This window comes from Corynebacterium faecale, assembly GCF_030408735.1.
Taxonomy (GTDB): Bacteria; Actinomycetota; Actinomycetes; order Mycobacteriales; family Mycobacteriaceae; genus Corynebacterium; species Corynebacterium faecale.
Genome location: NZ_CP047204.1, coordinates 2648969 through 2664237 on the forward strand (window position 1 = coordinate 2648969; position 15269 = coordinate 2664237).

A 15269-nucleotide genomic window follows, 5' to 3' on the forward strand; every position below is an offset into this window, starting at 1 on the left:
CCGGGCAACACTGCGTTGCCCGGGGCACCTTCTACTTGGAGATTCCCTGAGGAATTATCCGCCCATTCAAAAACCTTCCACACCCACTTTTACTTGACATGTCAACTTTTGATACGATAGGAATTACATTATAATCAGCCAATATTTTTAGGAAGGATTTATCAAATAGCCTATCAGACAATTAATCCCTACACCGGTGACGTGGTTAAAACCTTCGACGATGCCACCCCGGAGCAGATCGAAACCGCCGTCAGCGGCGCCCATAACGCATTCCAATCCTGGAAAAACCAGCCGGTTGAGGAGCGTGCAGCACTGCTGGGCCGCGCCGCCCGGGAGCTGCGTGAGAATTCACGCCGTTATGCTGAGATCCTCACACTGGAGATGGGCAAGCTCATCGGTGAGGCCGAGGCTGAGGTTGAACTCTCTGCCAATATTCTCGAGTACTACTCCACGTTCGGACCGGAGCACCTTGCTCCCCGTTATCTCCGCGCCAAGGGTTTCGGTGACACTGATGTCTCGCTGGTGAATGAACCACTGGGTGTTCTCTATGCCATTGAACCGTGGAACTTCCCGTTTTATCAGGTCATCCGCATTTCAGCACCTCAGCTCATGGCCGGTAACACCATCGTGTTGAAGCACGCCGCGAATGTCCCACAGTCAGCGCTGGCCATGGTTCAGCTCTATATGGACGCCGGTGCACCCGAGGGGCTGCTGACCAATATCTTCGCCAACCATGATGCAACAGACCGCATCCTGGCTGATCCCCGCATCAAGGGTGTCGCATTAACCGGTTCTGAGCGTGCAGGTTCCGTGGTTGCTTCCACCGCCGCCAAGCATCTGAAAAAGTCCACCCTGGAACTCGGCGGTGCGGATGCCTTCGTGGTCCTGGAGGATGCCGATATTGAGAAGGCCGCCCGGTGGGCTGCCTTCGGCCGTCACTGGAACGCAGGCCAGGTGTGTGTCTCCTCGAAGCGTCTCATCGTGGTTGATGCGGTAGCGGATAAATTCCTGGAGGAATACACCAGGCACGTTGCCGAGCTGGTGGCCGGTGATCCCATGGATCCTGCCACCACCCTCGCACCGCTGTCCTCACAGAAGGCCGCCGATGATCTGGCCACCCAGGTGGAGACAGCCCGCAATGAAGGTGTCACCGTCGAGGTCATCGGCGCTGAGGTTCCAGAGAAGGGTGCGTTCTTCCGCCCCACCCTGCTGACCAATATTCCCGATGATTCCATCACCGCCCACACTGAGTTCTTCGGGCCGGTCACCCAGTTCTACCGCGCCAGGGATGAAGACGAGGCGGTGCGACTGGCCAACAACACCCCTTATGGGCTGGGTGGTTCGGTGTTCTCCGAGGACATCGACCGCGCCAGGAAGGTCGCCCGCCGCATCGATACCGGCATGGTCTACATCAACCAGCCCACCGGCGTGAAGGCAGACATCCCCTTCGGCGGGGTGAAGAACTCCGGTTATGGGCATGAACTGATTGATCTGGGTATCAAGGAGTTCGTGAACCAGAAGGTTGTGGTTGTCACCGATATTGACGGCAACTTCTAACTAACCGATGAGGGTGCTTCCGGATCTCTACACTCTGAATTCCGGAATCACATGGTGGATGAGTTCATCCACCACCTCCTCAGCGGGTCTGGTGCCCCGTTTCACACCCAGGATGACGTGATCCACACCCATCGCCTCCAGCTCGCGGAGAATCTCCACCAGGCGCCTGGCCCCGACACGCCACCCGAATTTGATCGGACCCGCGGCCGCGTCCACATCCGCATGCAGATCCAGCGACATCGACATGGCGAACGGTTTCCCATTGCCTTCCGAGCGCCAACCGTCGATGTACTTCTTCTGTACCGGCAGGGCACGGTGGTAGGTCACGTGGGCGTCGGCATGCTCCCGGTGCCAGGCCATTGACTGCAGACACGACCCCACGGTCAACAACGGTGGGCGCACGGCCAGTGGCTTGGGCACCACATCCCCACCCCACATCCGACCACCTGACCAGCGAATACCACGATGCTGCGTGGTCCAGGCCTGTTGCATCACGCCCAGATGCTCGCGGAACATCTCATCGCGGTGCCCCTCCTGCACACCGAACGCCGGATACTCACTGGACCGATCACCGGTGGCCACACCGAAAAGAAAACGCCCACCACTCAGGTGATCAATACTGGCCGCCTGTTTAGCCAGGTGGAGCGGGTGCCGTACCGGCACCACGATGGCTGCGGTTCCCAACGCAAGAACGCTTGTCGACGCCGCCAGATACCCCAGATAACTGATCGGGTCCCATGTCTGGCCTACATCCCCGAAGTCGGGATCACGCAGAGGGATATCCCGGAGCCATACCGCGGCGAACCCCGCAGCCTCCACCCGCTGCACCAGCGCGATCTGGTGGGCGATGTTCACATCGGGTTCTTCCGCTGATCCAGAATCCAGGGGAAGCGCCAGACCCAACGTCAAACGCCCACCGGGAAACACCCTCCGGAAACCGGGGAGTGAATCAGTGGGCGCTGACGACAATGAAAAGGGTGTCACGACCGGCTCTTCACCTTGGCTGGCGGTGAAACTTCACGGCCATCCTCAGCAGCTGCCTCTTCTTCCAGGACACGGGCAAGATTGGCGCGGTAACGGCGAAGCCCCAGCACGGTGAAGGAGATACCCACGATGGCGACCGCCACCTGGATGATCCAATCACCTTCGAAGGACAGCCCCGTGGCATCCAACACCTTGGGCAGGTTCAGGGCAATGATCGCTGTTCCCACGAACCCTCCGAGAACAGTGGCGTTGACCCTGCTGATCATCCACGCCGCGATCGGTGCGGCAATGGCGCCACCGATCAACAGCGCAAACACGGCAGCGAGGTTATCCACCAGATCTGACCACAACCCGATCATGAAACCGAGGGTGGCCGCCAGGGAAACCAGGAACTCCGCGGTATTAACAGTGCCCACGATCTTGCGTGGTTCAGTGCGTCCCAATGACAACAAGGTCGAGGTGGTCACCGGGCCCCAGCCGCCGCCACCGGAGGCGTCGATAAAGCCACCGACCACACCCAGGCCGCCGAGGAATCCGGAGGAATGCGGACGCTCACTGAATGTCCGCTTCACCCGGCCCTTGCTGAAGCGCCACACCAGGTTGATACCGATCAACGCCAGGATCCCCGAGGTGATCGGGGCTGCCGCTTCCATAGACAGATTGGACAGGAAGGTGGCACCGGCGAAGGCACCGATGGCACCGGGCACACCGAGGCGGAACACCACCTTCCAGTCCACGTTGCCGAATTTCCAGTGGCTGATTCCGGACACCAGTGTGGTGCCCACCTCAGCGGTGTGCACGACGGCGGATGCCTGTGCCGGACCAAGGCCGGCAAGCAGAATGAGGATGGTGGTGGAGGTGACACCGAAACCCATGCCCAGGCCGCCGTCGACAAGCTGGGCTGCAAGGCCTGCAATCGCAATCAGAATGAGAGTCTGCATGAGCGGGTTCCTTATGCGGTAGTTTCTGCGAGTAATTCGCTGAGTGCCGCCCGGTACCGGGCCGCCACCAGAGGGGCAAGAGAAGTGGTCAGGGGATCAGAGTGGGTGATGCGGGCTCCGGTGGCGGCAGAGATCTTGTCCACCTGGTCGAGCACCCGGTCAAGCAGCAGCCCCTCGGTGACAAACAAGGGCAGGATATGAACATTCCGGTGCCCACGGGCCGCCTCAATCACCGCGGCGCCACCGAAACCAACACCGGGTCCGCTCGTGGCATAGGCGACCTCCACGGTGTGACCGGATCCCTGTGAGACCTCACTGGCCAGGTTCTCCACCGAGGTGTTGGCTGCTGCATCAGAGCTTCCCACCGCGTACAGAACCACATGGGCACCCACGGGGAGGGTGCGGGGTAGGGCGTCGCAAAGCACCCCGGCAATATCCGCACCCGCGCCGAGATGCTGGCCCACCAACAACCGGACGCCGTGTCTGGCCTGCGCATCGCGCACGGCCTCAGGCACGTCGATCTTGTTATGGAAGGCGTCGGTGAACAGGAGCGGAACCAGCGCCGCCCTGGTCACGCCCTGCGCAGCGAGCTGACCGACCACGTCATCGAGTGACGGATCCGCAAGCTCGAGGTGCGCCTCCACCGCATCCACGCGCAACATTCGCCCGGTCTCCGCGGTGAGCGCGGTGATGCCGGCGGCAGCTGTTTTCTTGCGTGAACCGTGGGACAGCGTGATCAGGGGGATCAAGGGTTTTTCCTATCTTGGCAGGACTTAGATGTCCCAGGTGTCACGCAGGCGGTGGCCGACAAGGCCTGCTGCCAGGGTGTCGCCTGAGCTTTGATCGATGAGCAGGAAGGAACCGACGGCACCACGGGCGGCGTAGTCCTCCACGGGGAGTTCGGAGGCGACATCAATGCGCACATGCGCGATGTCATTGAGCCCATAGGACTCCGGTGCCTCGTTGTCTTCGCGGCCATCAATGTCCAGGACACGTTCGACGGCTGCGATGCGGCCACGCTCGAGGGAGGTGCCGTAGCGGACCTTGACTGCTGCGCCGGGACGCAGGTCGCGGTCGGTCAGGCCAACCACGGTGGCGTTGAAGCTGCGCACAGCCTCGGGGCGATCCTCACCGGAGATGAGTTCGCCGCGGATCAGATCGATATCATGAGCCAGGCGCAGGACAACAGCATCGCCGACCGCTGCAGACTGCTGTGGGCCATCTGCGGAATCGATGTGGGTGACCTCGGTGGTGCGACCCTCGGGGAGGTAAACGGTGTCACCGACGGCAACGGAACCGGCGTTGATGGTGCCGGCATAACCACGGTAATCGGTGGCGTGCTCACGGATGACGGTCTGGATCGGGAACCGGAAACCCAGGTCATTGGCGCGACCACGGGAGACCTCGATGGACTCCAGGATCTCCAGCACGGTGGGGCCCTCGTACCAGTCCATGTTGGTGGAGCGCTCGGCAACGTTGTCACCGCGCAGGGCGGAGATAGGAACCACGCGGGCATCGGACACGCGCAGTGCGGTGGCCAGCTCGGTGAACTCCTTCTCGATCTCCTGGAAAACTTCCTGGGAGTAATCCACCAGGTCAATCTTGTTCACAGCCAGGATGACGGTCTTCACACCGAGCAGTGCTGCCACGGAAAGGTGGCGGCGGGTCTGCTCAACCACACCGTGACGGGAATCCACCAGCAGGACAACAACCTGGGAGGTGGACACACCGGTGACGGTGTTGCGGGTGTACTGCACATGTCCCGGGGTGTCAGCCAGGATGAAGGTGCGCTTGTCGGTGGCGAAGTAGCGGTAGGCGACATCGATGGTGATGCCCTGTTCACGCTCAGCACGCAGGCCATCAACCAGCAGGGAGAGATCGAGGCCTTCGAAACCGCGGTCGGCGGAGGTGCGCTCCACGGACGCCAGGGTGTCCGCGAGCACGGACTTGGTGTCATGCAGCAGACGACCGACGAAGGTGGACTTGCCATCATCGACGGAACCGGCGGTGCACAGACGCAGGGTTTCGCGCTGGGAGATCTTGGCCGCGGCGCCGGCGGCTGCCTGGGCTGCGCTGGCTTCGTTGGCAGCCTGGGCTGCTGCAGTATCAGAGTTCAGGGTTGGAGCAGTCATCAGAAGTAGCCTTCCTTCTTGCGGTCTTCCATGGCGGATTCACTGAGTCGGTCATCGGCGCGGGTGGCACCACGTTCGGTGAGGGTGGAGGTGGAGATTTCTTCGATGACATCATCGATGGTGCGTGCCTCGGAGAGCACCGCACCGGTGCAGGACATGTCGCCGACGGTGCGGAAACGCACGGTCTTGGTGACGATCTCCTCGCCCTTCTTCGGGCCACCCCATTCACCCGGGGTGAGCCACATGCCGTCACGCTCGAAAACTTCGCGCTCGTGGGAGAAGTAGATGGAGGGAAGCTCAATGCCGCGGGCACCGATGTACTCCCAGATATCCGCCTCAGTCCAGTTGGAGATCGGGAAGACACGGATGTTCTCACCCGGGAGGTGGCCACCGTTGTAGAGGGTCCACAGCTCCGGGCGCTGGCGGCGGGGATCCCAACCACCGAAGGAGTCACGCACGGAGAACACACGCTCCTTGGCACGTGCCCGCTCCTCATCGCGGCGGGCGCCACCGAGAACAGCGTTATAACCCTGCTCGGCGATGGATTCCACGAGTGGAACGGTCTGCAGTGGGTTGCGGGTGCCATCTGGGCGTTCCTGCAGGTCACCGCGGTCGATCCAGTCCTGGACCTTGGCCACCCGCAGGCGGGCGCCGGTGCGCTCGACCAGGTTGTCGCGGAATTCCAGGACCTCCGGGAAGTTGTGCCCGGTATCAACGTGGAGAAGTTCAAAAGGAACGCTGGCCGGTGCGAAAGCGCGGCGTGCGAGTTCGTACACCACCACGGAGTCCTTGCCACCGGAGAAGAGCAGGCCGATCTTGTCGAACTGGCCAGCCACCTCCCGGAGGATGTGGATGGACTCGTTCTCCAGGTCCTTCAGGTGTGGGGAGAGTTCAGTGGTGGAAGCTGGTGAGATAACAGTGGTCATGAGTGAAGTCCGCATTCTGTCTTGGCGTTGCCGGCCCAGCGGCCGGCACGGGGGTCCTGTCCTTCAGCGACAGGCAGGGTGCAGGTTTCGCAGCCGATGGATGGGTATCCCTGGTGCGTGAGGGGGTGATCAATGAGGTTGTTCTCGACGATGAACTGGTTGGTTTCCTCCAGCGACCAGGTGATGATCGGGGAGATCTTCAACCTGCCGGTGGCGTCGAGGGACAGCGCCGGCGCCTGGGCCCTGGTGGGTCCGTCGGCACGTCGCAGCCCGGTGATCCAGCCGGCATAAGGCGAGAGGCTGGCCGCGAGCGGCTCCATCTTGCGCATTCGGCAGCAGGCCGTCGGGCTGCTGCGGTACAGATTCTTTCCATAGAGGGAATCCTGCTCGGGGCGGGACAGAATCGGCAGCGCGGTGACCAGCTCCTGGTTGTAACGCTCATCCACCTTCTTTGCCACGTCAAGGGTTTCCTTGAAGTGGTAACCGGTGTCCAGGAAAAGGAAATCCGACTCCGGCAGGTGACGCGCAGCCAGCTCCGCGAGCACGGTGTTCTCCATGCTCAGCGTGACCGCGACGCGGCCCGGCGCATGCTCGGCGGCCCATTCGAGGATCGTCTGCGCGGAGGCGTCATACAACGCCTGCGCGTGCTTGTCGACGAGCTCCAGGTTCCTTGCAGCGATGTCCTCGGGCAGTGGCGCGGTGGTGCGTGGGCCCTCAGGAGATACCTCCGGATCCTTGACGGATCCTGTGTTCTTCAGGGCGTTGATGGCAGTGAAACTCATTGCTCCGGGTCACCTCCTCCGGGTAGTTTGTGGCCGTGTCGGGCCAGTGATTCTTTGAGTGCCTGTGATGTGGATTTTGCTGCTGCCGGCCTGCTGACCGGGTCGTCCTGTCCGTGGTATTTCACTTCGAAGACGCGGGTGCAGTCTGCGCACAGCCAGGCGAAGTCAGTTTCCTCGTTGGGGAAGAGAACCTCGCCAGCGCAGTAGGGGCAGAACAGGGGATGGTTGCGATTGGGGTTCGGCTTGCGGCGCAAACTCAACTCAGGTCCTCCTCCGCAGCGCGCTGCACCCAGTCGCGGAACTGCTCGTCCTCTGTGCGCTGCTCCTTGAACTTGCTGACAACGCGGGTGACATATTCGCCGACCTCATCCGCGATGACCTTGTGTCCCTTGAGCTTGCGACCGAAGTTGGGGTCCAGGTTCATCGAGCCACCGAGGTGAACCTGGAAACCCTCCACTCGGTTGCCGTCGGAATCGGTGACGGTCTGTCCCTTGAATCCGATGTCGGCGACCTGGGTGCGGGCGCAGGAGTTGGGGCAACCGTTGAGGGCGATCTTGATGGGGACATCGAGGTCGCCGATGCGCTCCTCCAGCTCGTCGACAAGCTCAATGGCCCGTGACTTGGTGGTGGCGTGCGAAAGCTTGCAGAACTCCAGGCCGGTGCAGGAAATGATGCCGCGGCGGAACTCGGACGGCGTGGAGTACAGACCGACTTCATCCAGGTCGCGGGCAACCTCGGTGAGCTTCTCGCGCTCAATGTCCAGGAACAACAGCTCCTTATCTGCGGTGGTGCGGATGCGGGAGATACCGTGCTTTTCTGCCACATCGGCGATGGCGATGAGCTGCTCACCGGTGGTATGACCCACGGTGGGCTTCACACCCAGGTAGAACTTGCCGTCCTTCTGGGGGTGGATGCCGATGTGATCGCGGTAGCCCGGGTTGGTCTCGATGGCGGGTCCGTCGATGAGCTTGCGCTCCAGGTACTCGGTCTCCAGAACTTCGCGGAACTTCTCGATACCCCACTGCGCCACCAGGAACTTCAGACGCGCGCGGTTACGCAGACGACGGAAACCATAGTCACGGAAGATGCCAGCCACACCGGCCCAGACCTCCGGGACCTCCTCGATCGGAATCCAGGAGCCCAGTGGCTGCGCCAACATCGGGTTGGTGGAAAGGCCACCGCCCACGAAGCACTCGAATCCGACGCCATGCTCCGGGTGGACAGACGGCACGAAAGACACGTCCTGGATCTCATGGGTGACATCCTGGCGGGCGTTGCCGGTGATCGCAGACTTGAACTTACGAGGCAGGTTATGGAATTCATCGCTGTCGAGGTAGCGGTCACGGATGGCGTCGATGGCTGGGGTGGCGTCGATAAGCTCTTCAGCCGCAACGCCGGACACCGGCGAACCGAGGATCACGCGGGGAACGTCACCGCAGCCGAGCATGGTGGTCAGACCAACCGACTCCAGCTTCTCCCAGATGGTGGGCACATCCTCGATGCGGACCCAGTGCAGCTGGATGTTCTGGCGGTCGGTGAAGTCCGCGGTGGAACGGGCGTAATCTCGGGAGATCTCACCGACTACACGAAGACGCTCCGGGGAGGCGAGGCCGCCATCGAAACGCACGCGCATCATGAAGAACTCATCCTGCAACTCTGCATCGGAGAGCTGGCCGGTCAGTTCACCGCCGAGATCCTGCCTGCGCTGGGTGTAGATGCCGAGCCACTTGAAGCGCGGGGCGATATCGTCCGGATCAATCGAGGCGAAACCCTGCTTGGAGTAAATATCAATGACCCGCTGCTTCACTGCGAAGGCGGGTTCATCCTGCTTAACTTCCTCAACGTGGTTCAGTGGCGCGGTGCCGTCGATCTTCCACTGCCCCTCCGGCTTGGGCTTGCGGACGGGGCGCTTCGGGGTGGCGGGGCTAGTTGGGCCAGCTGGCTGCTCTGCGACCTGCGCCGGGGTGGTTGTTGGTGACATTGGGGTTCTCATCGCTCCTGTAAAACTCTGCGCCCTCATGGCTGTGGGACGGGGCTCTAGCTCTGGGGCTTCGCCATGTGGGCTGTTGTGATGCCGCAATTGGAGATGCTTTAACTAAGAAAGAAACCTATACGTACCGCTCTGTCTACAACAACCCTTAAATTCACTTTTTTGTGATTTTTACTACGGGAAAACTCAAGCTAAATGCTTTGTCCAGGCGAAATAAGGTTGGGTTTGGGGTGAATTTAACCAGGCGGTGCGGATCGGCTTCGGCGGTTTTGTGAATTTAATGGAGTTTTCACTTTGACCCAGGACTACTCACTGCTACGTTTACAGACCAAGCGGTCTACAACCTGGTCTGTTTTAGCAGACCGAGTGGGTCATAAAGATTCCAGCCCCACTGAAGCACCGCACGTAACGCATCCCGATCCTCATCAGAACTCGCCCCTCTCCCCTTATGGGCACGAAAGGTTTCAAGCAGATGACCACTCCATTGCGCGTCGCCGTCATCGGTGCCGGTCCCGCCGGCATCTACGCCTCCGATCTCCTCATCCGCAATGAGGAGCACGAGATCTACGTTGACCTCTTCGAGCAGATGCCCGCACCCTTCGGCCTGATCCGCTACGGTGTGGCACCTGACCACCCACGCATCAAGGGCATCGTGAAATCCCTGCACAAGGTGCTGGACAAGCCACGCCTCCGTCTCCTGGGCAACATCACCGTGGGCCGCGACATCACCGTTGAAGAACTCCGCGAATACTATGACGCAGTGGTCTTCTCCACCGGTGCCGTCCGTGACCGCGACCTGAACATCCCCGGAGTTGATGCCGAGGGTTCCTTCGGTGCTGCCGATTTCGTCGGCTTCTACGACGGCAACCCACGCTTCTCCCGCGACTGGGATCTGTCCGCCGAGTCTGTAGCCGTGATCGGCGTGGGCAACGTGGGCCTGGATGTGGCCCGCATCCTGGCCAAGACCGGTGATGAGCTCAAGGTCACCGAGATCCCCGATAATGTCTACGAGAACCTGAAGAAGAACCAGGCCAAGGAGGTTCACGTCTTCGGTCGCCGGGGCCCTGCCCAGGTGAAGTTCACCCCACAGGAGCTAAAGGAACTGGACCACTCCGACACCATCAACGTGGTGGTTGATCCCGAAGACATCGATTACGACGCAGCTTCCGAAGATGCCCGCCGTGCCTCCAAGTCCCAGGACCTGGTCTGCCAGATCCTTGAGCAGTACGCCATCCGCGAACCCAAGGATGCCCCGCACACCCTCCAGATCCACCTCTTTGAGAACCCCGTGGAAATCCTGGAAAAGGATGGTCGCGTGGTGGGCCTGCGCACCGAACGCACCGAACTCAACGGCAATGGTGATGTCAACGGCACCGGCGCATTCACCGAGTGGCCGGTCCAGGCTGTCTACCGCGCGGTCGGCTACAAGTCCGACGCCATTGACGGCGTGCCTTTCGACGACCGCAAGAACGTCATCCCCAACGATGGTGGCCACGTCCTCGAAGCACCGGGGGCTGCTCCGGTACCGGGCCTGTACGCCACCGGCTGGATCAAGCGTGGACCGATCGGCCTGATCGGAAACACCAAGTCCGATGCCAAGGAAACCACCGATATGCTCATCGCAGATGCGGCTGCCGGCAACCTGGAAGCCCCGAAGCACACCGACCGCGATGCCATCGTTAAGCTTCTCGACGCCCGCGACATCCCCTACACCACCTGGGAAGGCTGGTACCAGCTCGATGCCGCCGAGCGTGCCCTCGGTGAGGAGGAAGGCCGCGAGCGCAAGAAGATCGTTGACTGGGAGGAAATGGTCCAGCGCGCCCGCGAAGTCCCGGTTGTTGCTTAGTTTCTCCCGGCACGGGGCGAGTTTGTTCGTTTGGGAGCAGACGGTTGCTCCCAAACGAACAAACCCGCCTAAAAACCTGGCTCTGACCGCCTAAACCCTCGACCTTGTTCGTGTGTGAGCACCCGCGTGCTCACAGACGAACATTTTTGATATCTACCCAGAGTAGACAGAACCGCGGGGATGCTTGTCACGAAGGCTCCCCCACCCCAGGCCCTTCGAAGCCCACGATTCCAACGGAAGTGGTCGGTTCCGCCCCAGCTCAAGCTCACGACGCAAGGCTGGAATCCATTCACCATCAGCAAATGTCTCCGCAGTCACGCGGATCATACGTGTCCCGAGGTTCAGCAGGTCTTTTTCTCTTCTGCGTTCCTCCATGAGAGCTTTCTCAGTAGATTGTGTGTATTTATCTCTGCCGTCATATTCCACCAGCACCGATTCCGCTGAGAACAAGGCATCCACTCGTCCGAGAAATCTTCCATCCCCGTTCACGATGGAAGCTTGCAGTTCAGGGGCGGGGAAGCCGTTCTCCCACATGGCCACGCGCAGTGCAGATTCACGGGGGCTTTCTGACGCACCGTGTGCAAGGAGCACCAGATCTTTTAATCTGTTGATCCCATGTATTCCTTTCAATTGGGAGACATACTCCTCCAGGTAGGGAAGGCTAAAGACGTTCTCATGTAGACAGTGATCTGCGGCAGTGACAGCGTCCCCCAACGGATGCCATCTCCCCATGTCCAGAACAGTGTGGAGTGGTGTTGTGACATTCAGCCCGAAGCGTTTCTGCACTGTCTGTCCAGGAAGCGCCGCCAGGCCGCGAATCATGACCAACTCATTTGTCAGTCCTCCCGGTCCCCGAGCCCGTGCCATCTCCACCCAGGCGGGTACAGCGCCATAAGGAATATTCTGTACTGCTGCTGAGGACTTACCTACCAGGACAAATTTCGGGTAGGCGTATCCCATTGCAGCGCACCTGAGTTGGTAAAGCCTCCAGGGTGTAACGGATTCCAAGACCTCCTGAGGAGCGAAGATCCCCGGGGCAAGTTTGGTTAATTCACCGGCAGAACTACGCCGGTAGATATCTCGGCGTTTCCCCGCAGACATCCCGGATGCCTTGATCAATACCCCCATGCCTCTGGATCAAACACGACCCGCAAGGGGACGCACAAGAACCAACCCGTCGGGCCTGTGGATAACTTCCGGGGCACCAACGGCCGATGTTGAATATGGTGGTGCCGACCTCTCATCCGCCATGTGGAGTTCCATCGCCCCCCGTAAAGGAATCAGATCAGCTCTCATGGGACCGAAATGCGCGTATTCTGAGCCTTATGCGGATCTCGGATTCCCAACATATTTCCATCTTGGTTAATGCAAGCCCACATGATGTCTACTCCATCGCACGCGATGTTGAATACCTCCAGCAGTGGGCGATAGGCCTCTCAACTGGCAAAGTCGAGATCATCAACGATGACCTCGTAGAGCTGGACACCCCCATGGGACCGGCGCGAACCGAATTTGTCCCGCGCAATGATAGCGGCATCCTCGATCACACCGTGACCCTCGCCAATGGCATCAGATCGTATAACCCGCTGCGGGTGACTCCCCACCCCTATGGAGCCGAGCTGATCTTCACCGTGATGCGTCTTGATTCCACCGAGACGGAGTTTGAACGCGACTGCGAGATCGTCCATGAGGATCTTCGTCGGTTGGCCCTGCTCGTGGAGGCTATTTCAGGCCAAAGCCAGCTTTTTCTAGCACGCGACGAACGAACCGACGACTGGTTTTAGTGATGCTCTCCGCATTCAAGCGGGAGACGAACTGATGTGACCAGAGTTGATGCTGCCCATAGCGGGAATAGTAGGTATCCAGGGCGGTGTCGTAGGCGTCGATAAGCGTTTGCTCGGGCACCTGATAAGCGTCCCAATGCAGAACGAGATCCTGGGGCAGGCGCGGTTTGATGCCCGCCCGCTCAGTGGGATCCGGATGGCCGATGGCTAAACCCACGACCGGCACAACATGGTCGGGCAGGCCCAGTAACTCCTGGACCCGCTCCATGTCATTGCGCATGGATCCCAGATAGACCGTGCCCAGCCCTAAGGATTCCGCCGCAATCGCAGCGTTCTGCGACATGATTCCAGCATCCAGGAAACCGAGACCGGCCTCATCGAAATACTCCAGAGCGCCGAGTTCCTTGCCATCACGTTGCGCCAGCACCCGTGCAATGGAATGGTCAATGCACCAGATCAACACGGCAGGGGCGGTCTCGATGTGGTTGAACATCTGTCGGCCCACCACCTGCAATTCCTTCTTGAGCTCAGCATCCTGCACCGCCACCACTGAAACGGTCTGCTTATTGGAGGAACTCGGTGCGGATTGGGCTGCCGCGACAATGGTCTGGATCTGTTCCCTGGTGACCGGTTCATCCAACCATTTACGCACCGACCGGTGGCTCAGGATCACGTCCAGGGTGTCATTCCACTCCCCTGGTTCCCAGTCAACCGCCGCTCCATAACGGGCGTGGATGAGCTCCGTGGGCGTTGAGTCACCGTGGGCCGGATTACTACTGCTCAAGTAGGTGAGTCCTTTCGGTTGCTTTGATAGAGGCACTATTCAACCAGGCTACCGATGGGTGGATCCCGGCCCGGTCACCTCCACCATGAACTCCGCGATGTCCTCCGGATCCTCGAAGAAGTCCCGGAGAGCCCGGAACGGCACTGTCTCCTCAACATCCAGCCCGCGGTTAAAGTCCCCCTCGGCGGTGAACTCCCAGATCTCAGCGCCGGGGATGGCCAGCAATACAGGCGAATGCGTTGCGATGACAATCTGGGCCCCCGCCTCCGCACAGAGATGGAGTTCCGCAAGGAGAGTGAGTTGGCGGATTGTGGACAAGCCACTTTCGGGCTCGTCGAGAAGGTAGAGTCCGTTACCTGCAAACGCTTCCTGGACCACCTGCAGGACCGATTCCCCGTGTGACATCTGGTGCAGGTTGGTCACTCCGGGCGCGTCATTGCCGTATTCGCTGGCCACATTGAAGTGGGATTCCGCGCGCATGAAATAACCATCCATCGCACGTACACCTTTGATCACCGAGGCGACATTGCGCAGGGGGTTATTTCGCCCTGTCACCCGCGCCCCGAAGGGGCCTCCCTGGTCATTGAACCCACAGCTCACGGCGATGCCCTCCAACAGGGTGGATTTTCCCACCCCGTTCTCCCCGGTGATGATGGTGATGGGCGCCCGAAAATCCAGGTAGCCTGCGGACCTCAGCGCCCGGAAGGCGGGAACAGTGTCCACCCAGCGGGCAACCTCACCTAAAGGCTGGTCAAGTGCATAATAACGCTGGATGAAGGGCTTCATTATTCTTCTCCGATCATGAACCTGGCGGTCCCGCGGGGATCAGCCACGAACTCCCGCGCAGCGCGTACGGATTCCGTGCTGTCGAAGGCCACAACCTCCACCCCATCGCGTGTGAATTCCCAGATCTCTGCGCCGGGGATCGCCAGCAGCACAGGTGAATGAGTGGCCATGATGATCTGCGAGCCTTTCCGTGCCAGGTGGTACAACTTGCCCAGCAGCTCCAGCTGGCGGAGCACCGACAGTCCGGCTTCCGGCTCATCGAGGAAGAATAACCCATTGCTGTGGAACCGGCGTTCAATCAACGCCATCAATCCCTGGCCATGGCTCATCTTCAACAGATCATCCATCCGTGGGCTTCCCGGTGGTGGCGGTGCCAAGCCCTCGTAATACCCGGCCACATTGAAATAGGACTCCCCACGCAGGAAGAAGGCATCACGGGGATTCTCCCTGCGGGTCAGTGTCAGTGCAGCCCCCAGCGAGGACACTGAACCCTCCACCGTGCCAAAATTTGCATGCCGGGAACCTCCCTCAGGGTTCAACCGCATACCCACCGCGAGCGCCTCCACGAGCGTGGATTTCCCCACCCCGTTCTCCCCGGTGATCACGGTGATCGGTGCACGGAACTTCAACGGATTCTCTTGCAATGCACACACCACACCGAGGTTTTCCAGATAAGGTTCCAGCAGCTCAGGGGGATCATCAAGACGCGCAGCGGTGAGGAACATAACCCCGATCCTCCCCCGTTTGGGCAGGCGTG

At 60.4% G+C, this 15269-nt stretch carries 15 protein-coding genes; 3 read left to right on the forward strand and 12 right to left on the reverse strand.

What is annotated here, in order from left to right; genetic code table 11:
* The first annotated feature begins 165 nt into the window (after positions 1 to 165).
* The gene (locus CFAEC_RS12030; RefSeq protein ID WP_290279920.1) at positions 166 to 1557 is read left to right on the forward strand and encodes an NAD-dependent succinate-semialdehyde dehydrogenase; all 1392 of its coding nucleotides are present in this window, start codon (positions 166 to 168) and stop codon (positions 1555 to 1557) included.
* 27 nt (positions 1558 to 1584) lie between these two features.
* Here CFAEC_RS12030 and CFAEC_RS12035 read toward each other — a convergent pair whose 3' ends face one another.
* From CFAEC_RS12035 to CFAEC_RS12070, 8 genes are read right to left on the reverse strand one after another with little or no spacing between them, the layout of a single operon-like run.
* The gene (locus CFAEC_RS12035; RefSeq protein ID WP_290277140.1) at positions 1585 to 2541 is read right to left on the reverse strand and encodes an LLM class oxidoreductase; all 957 of its coding nucleotides are present in this window, start codon (positions 2539 to 2541) and stop codon (positions 1585 to 1587) included.
* On the reverse strand, positions 2538 to 3482 hold the full coding sequence (locus CFAEC_RS12040; protein WP_290277141.1) for a sulfite exporter TauE/SafE family protein: 945 nt from the start codon (positions 3480 to 3482) through the stop codon (positions 2538 to 2540). The genes CFAEC_RS12035 and CFAEC_RS12040 overlap by 4 nt, the downstream gene beginning before the upstream one ends.
* 11 nt (positions 3483 to 3493) lie before the next feature.
* On the reverse strand, positions 3494 to 4231 hold the full coding sequence (locus tag CFAEC_RS12045; RefSeq protein WP_290277143.1) for a sirohydrochlorin chelatase: 738 nt from the start codon (positions 4229 to 4231) through the stop codon (positions 3494 to 3496).
* Between the two features lie 24 nt (positions 4232 to 4255).
* The gene (locus CFAEC_RS12050) at positions 4256 to 5614 is read right to left on the reverse strand and encodes a sulfate adenylyltransferase subunit 1 (protein WP_290277145.1); all 1359 of its coding nucleotides are present in this window, start codon (positions 5612 to 5614) and stop codon (positions 4256 to 4258) included.
* A complete protein-coding gene (gene cysD, locus CFAEC_RS12055; RefSeq protein ID WP_435384235.1) occupies positions 5614 to 6540 on the reverse strand; it encodes a sulfate adenylyltransferase subunit CysD in 927 nt (308 codons plus the stop codon). Before cysD ends, CFAEC_RS12050 begins: the two co-directional genes overlap by 1 nt.
* Entirely contained in the window at positions 6537 to 7322 is a 786-nt protein-coding gene (locus tag CFAEC_RS12060; RefSeq protein WP_290277147.1) for a phosphoadenylyl-sulfate reductase, read from the reverse strand. The genes cysD and CFAEC_RS12060 overlap by 4 nt, the downstream gene beginning before the upstream one ends.
* On the reverse strand, positions 7319 to 7582 hold the full coding sequence (locus tag CFAEC_RS12065; RefSeq protein ID WP_290277149.1) for a hypothetical protein: 264 nt from the start codon (positions 7580 to 7582) through the stop codon (positions 7319 to 7321). Before CFAEC_RS12065 ends, CFAEC_RS12060 begins: the two co-directional genes overlap by 4 nt.
* Positions 7579 to 9303 carry a nitrite/sulfite reductase gene (locus CFAEC_RS12070; protein WP_290277151.1) on the reverse strand — a complete coding sequence of 575 codons (1725 nt, stop codon included), beginning with the start codon at positions 9301 to 9303 and terminating at the stop codon, positions 7579 to 7581. Before CFAEC_RS12070 ends, CFAEC_RS12065 begins: the two co-directional genes overlap by 4 nt.
* Positions 9304 to 9784: 481 nt before the next feature.
* Between CFAEC_RS12070 and CFAEC_RS12075 the strand changes: the two genes are divergently transcribed.
* Complete coding sequence (locus tag CFAEC_RS12075; protein ID WP_290277152.1) at positions 9785 to 11158, forward strand: FAD-dependent oxidoreductase; 1374 nt, start codon at positions 9785 to 9787, stop codon at positions 11156 to 11158.
* 153 nt (positions 11159 to 11311) lie between these two features.
* Here CFAEC_RS12075 and CFAEC_RS12080 read toward each other — a convergent pair whose 3' ends face one another.
* Positions 11312 to 11980 (reverse strand): hypothetical protein, encoded by a 669-nt coding sequence (locus tag CFAEC_RS12080; protein ID WP_290277154.1) that lies wholly within the window; start codon positions 11978 to 11980, stop codon positions 11312 to 11314.
* Positions 11981 to 12516: 536 nt separating this feature from the next.
* Between CFAEC_RS12080 and CFAEC_RS12085 the strand changes: the two genes are divergently transcribed.
* On the forward strand, positions 12517 to 12942 hold the full coding sequence (locus CFAEC_RS12085) for a hypothetical protein (protein ID WP_290277156.1): 426 nt from the start codon (positions 12517 to 12519) through the stop codon (positions 12940 to 12942).
* Here CFAEC_RS12085 and CFAEC_RS12090 read toward each other — a convergent pair.
* Genes CFAEC_RS12090 through CFAEC_RS12100 form a run of 3 tightly spaced genes read right to left on the reverse strand, consistent with a single transcriptional unit; the run spans position 12881 to position 15237 of the window.
* Positions 12881 to 13726 carry an NADPH-dependent oxidoreductase gene (locus CFAEC_RS12090; protein WP_290277158.1) on the reverse strand — a complete coding sequence of 282 codons (846 nt, stop codon included), beginning with the start codon at positions 13724 to 13726 and terminating at the stop codon, positions 12881 to 12883. The two genes, CFAEC_RS12085 and CFAEC_RS12090, sit on opposite strands and share 62 nt — an antisense overlap.
* 48 nt (positions 13727 to 13774) lie before the next feature.
* On the reverse strand, positions 13775 to 14512 hold the full coding sequence (locus CFAEC_RS12095; RefSeq protein WP_290277160.1) for an AAA family ATPase: 738 nt from the start codon (positions 14510 to 14512) through the stop codon (positions 13775 to 13777).
* On the reverse strand, positions 14512 to 15237 hold the full coding sequence (locus CFAEC_RS12100) for an AAA family ATPase (RefSeq protein ID WP_290277162.1): 726 nt from the start codon (positions 15235 to 15237) through the stop codon (positions 14512 to 14514). Before CFAEC_RS12100 ends, CFAEC_RS12095 begins: the two co-directional genes overlap by 1 nt.
* Between the last annotated feature and the right edge of the window lie 32 nt (positions 15238 to 15269).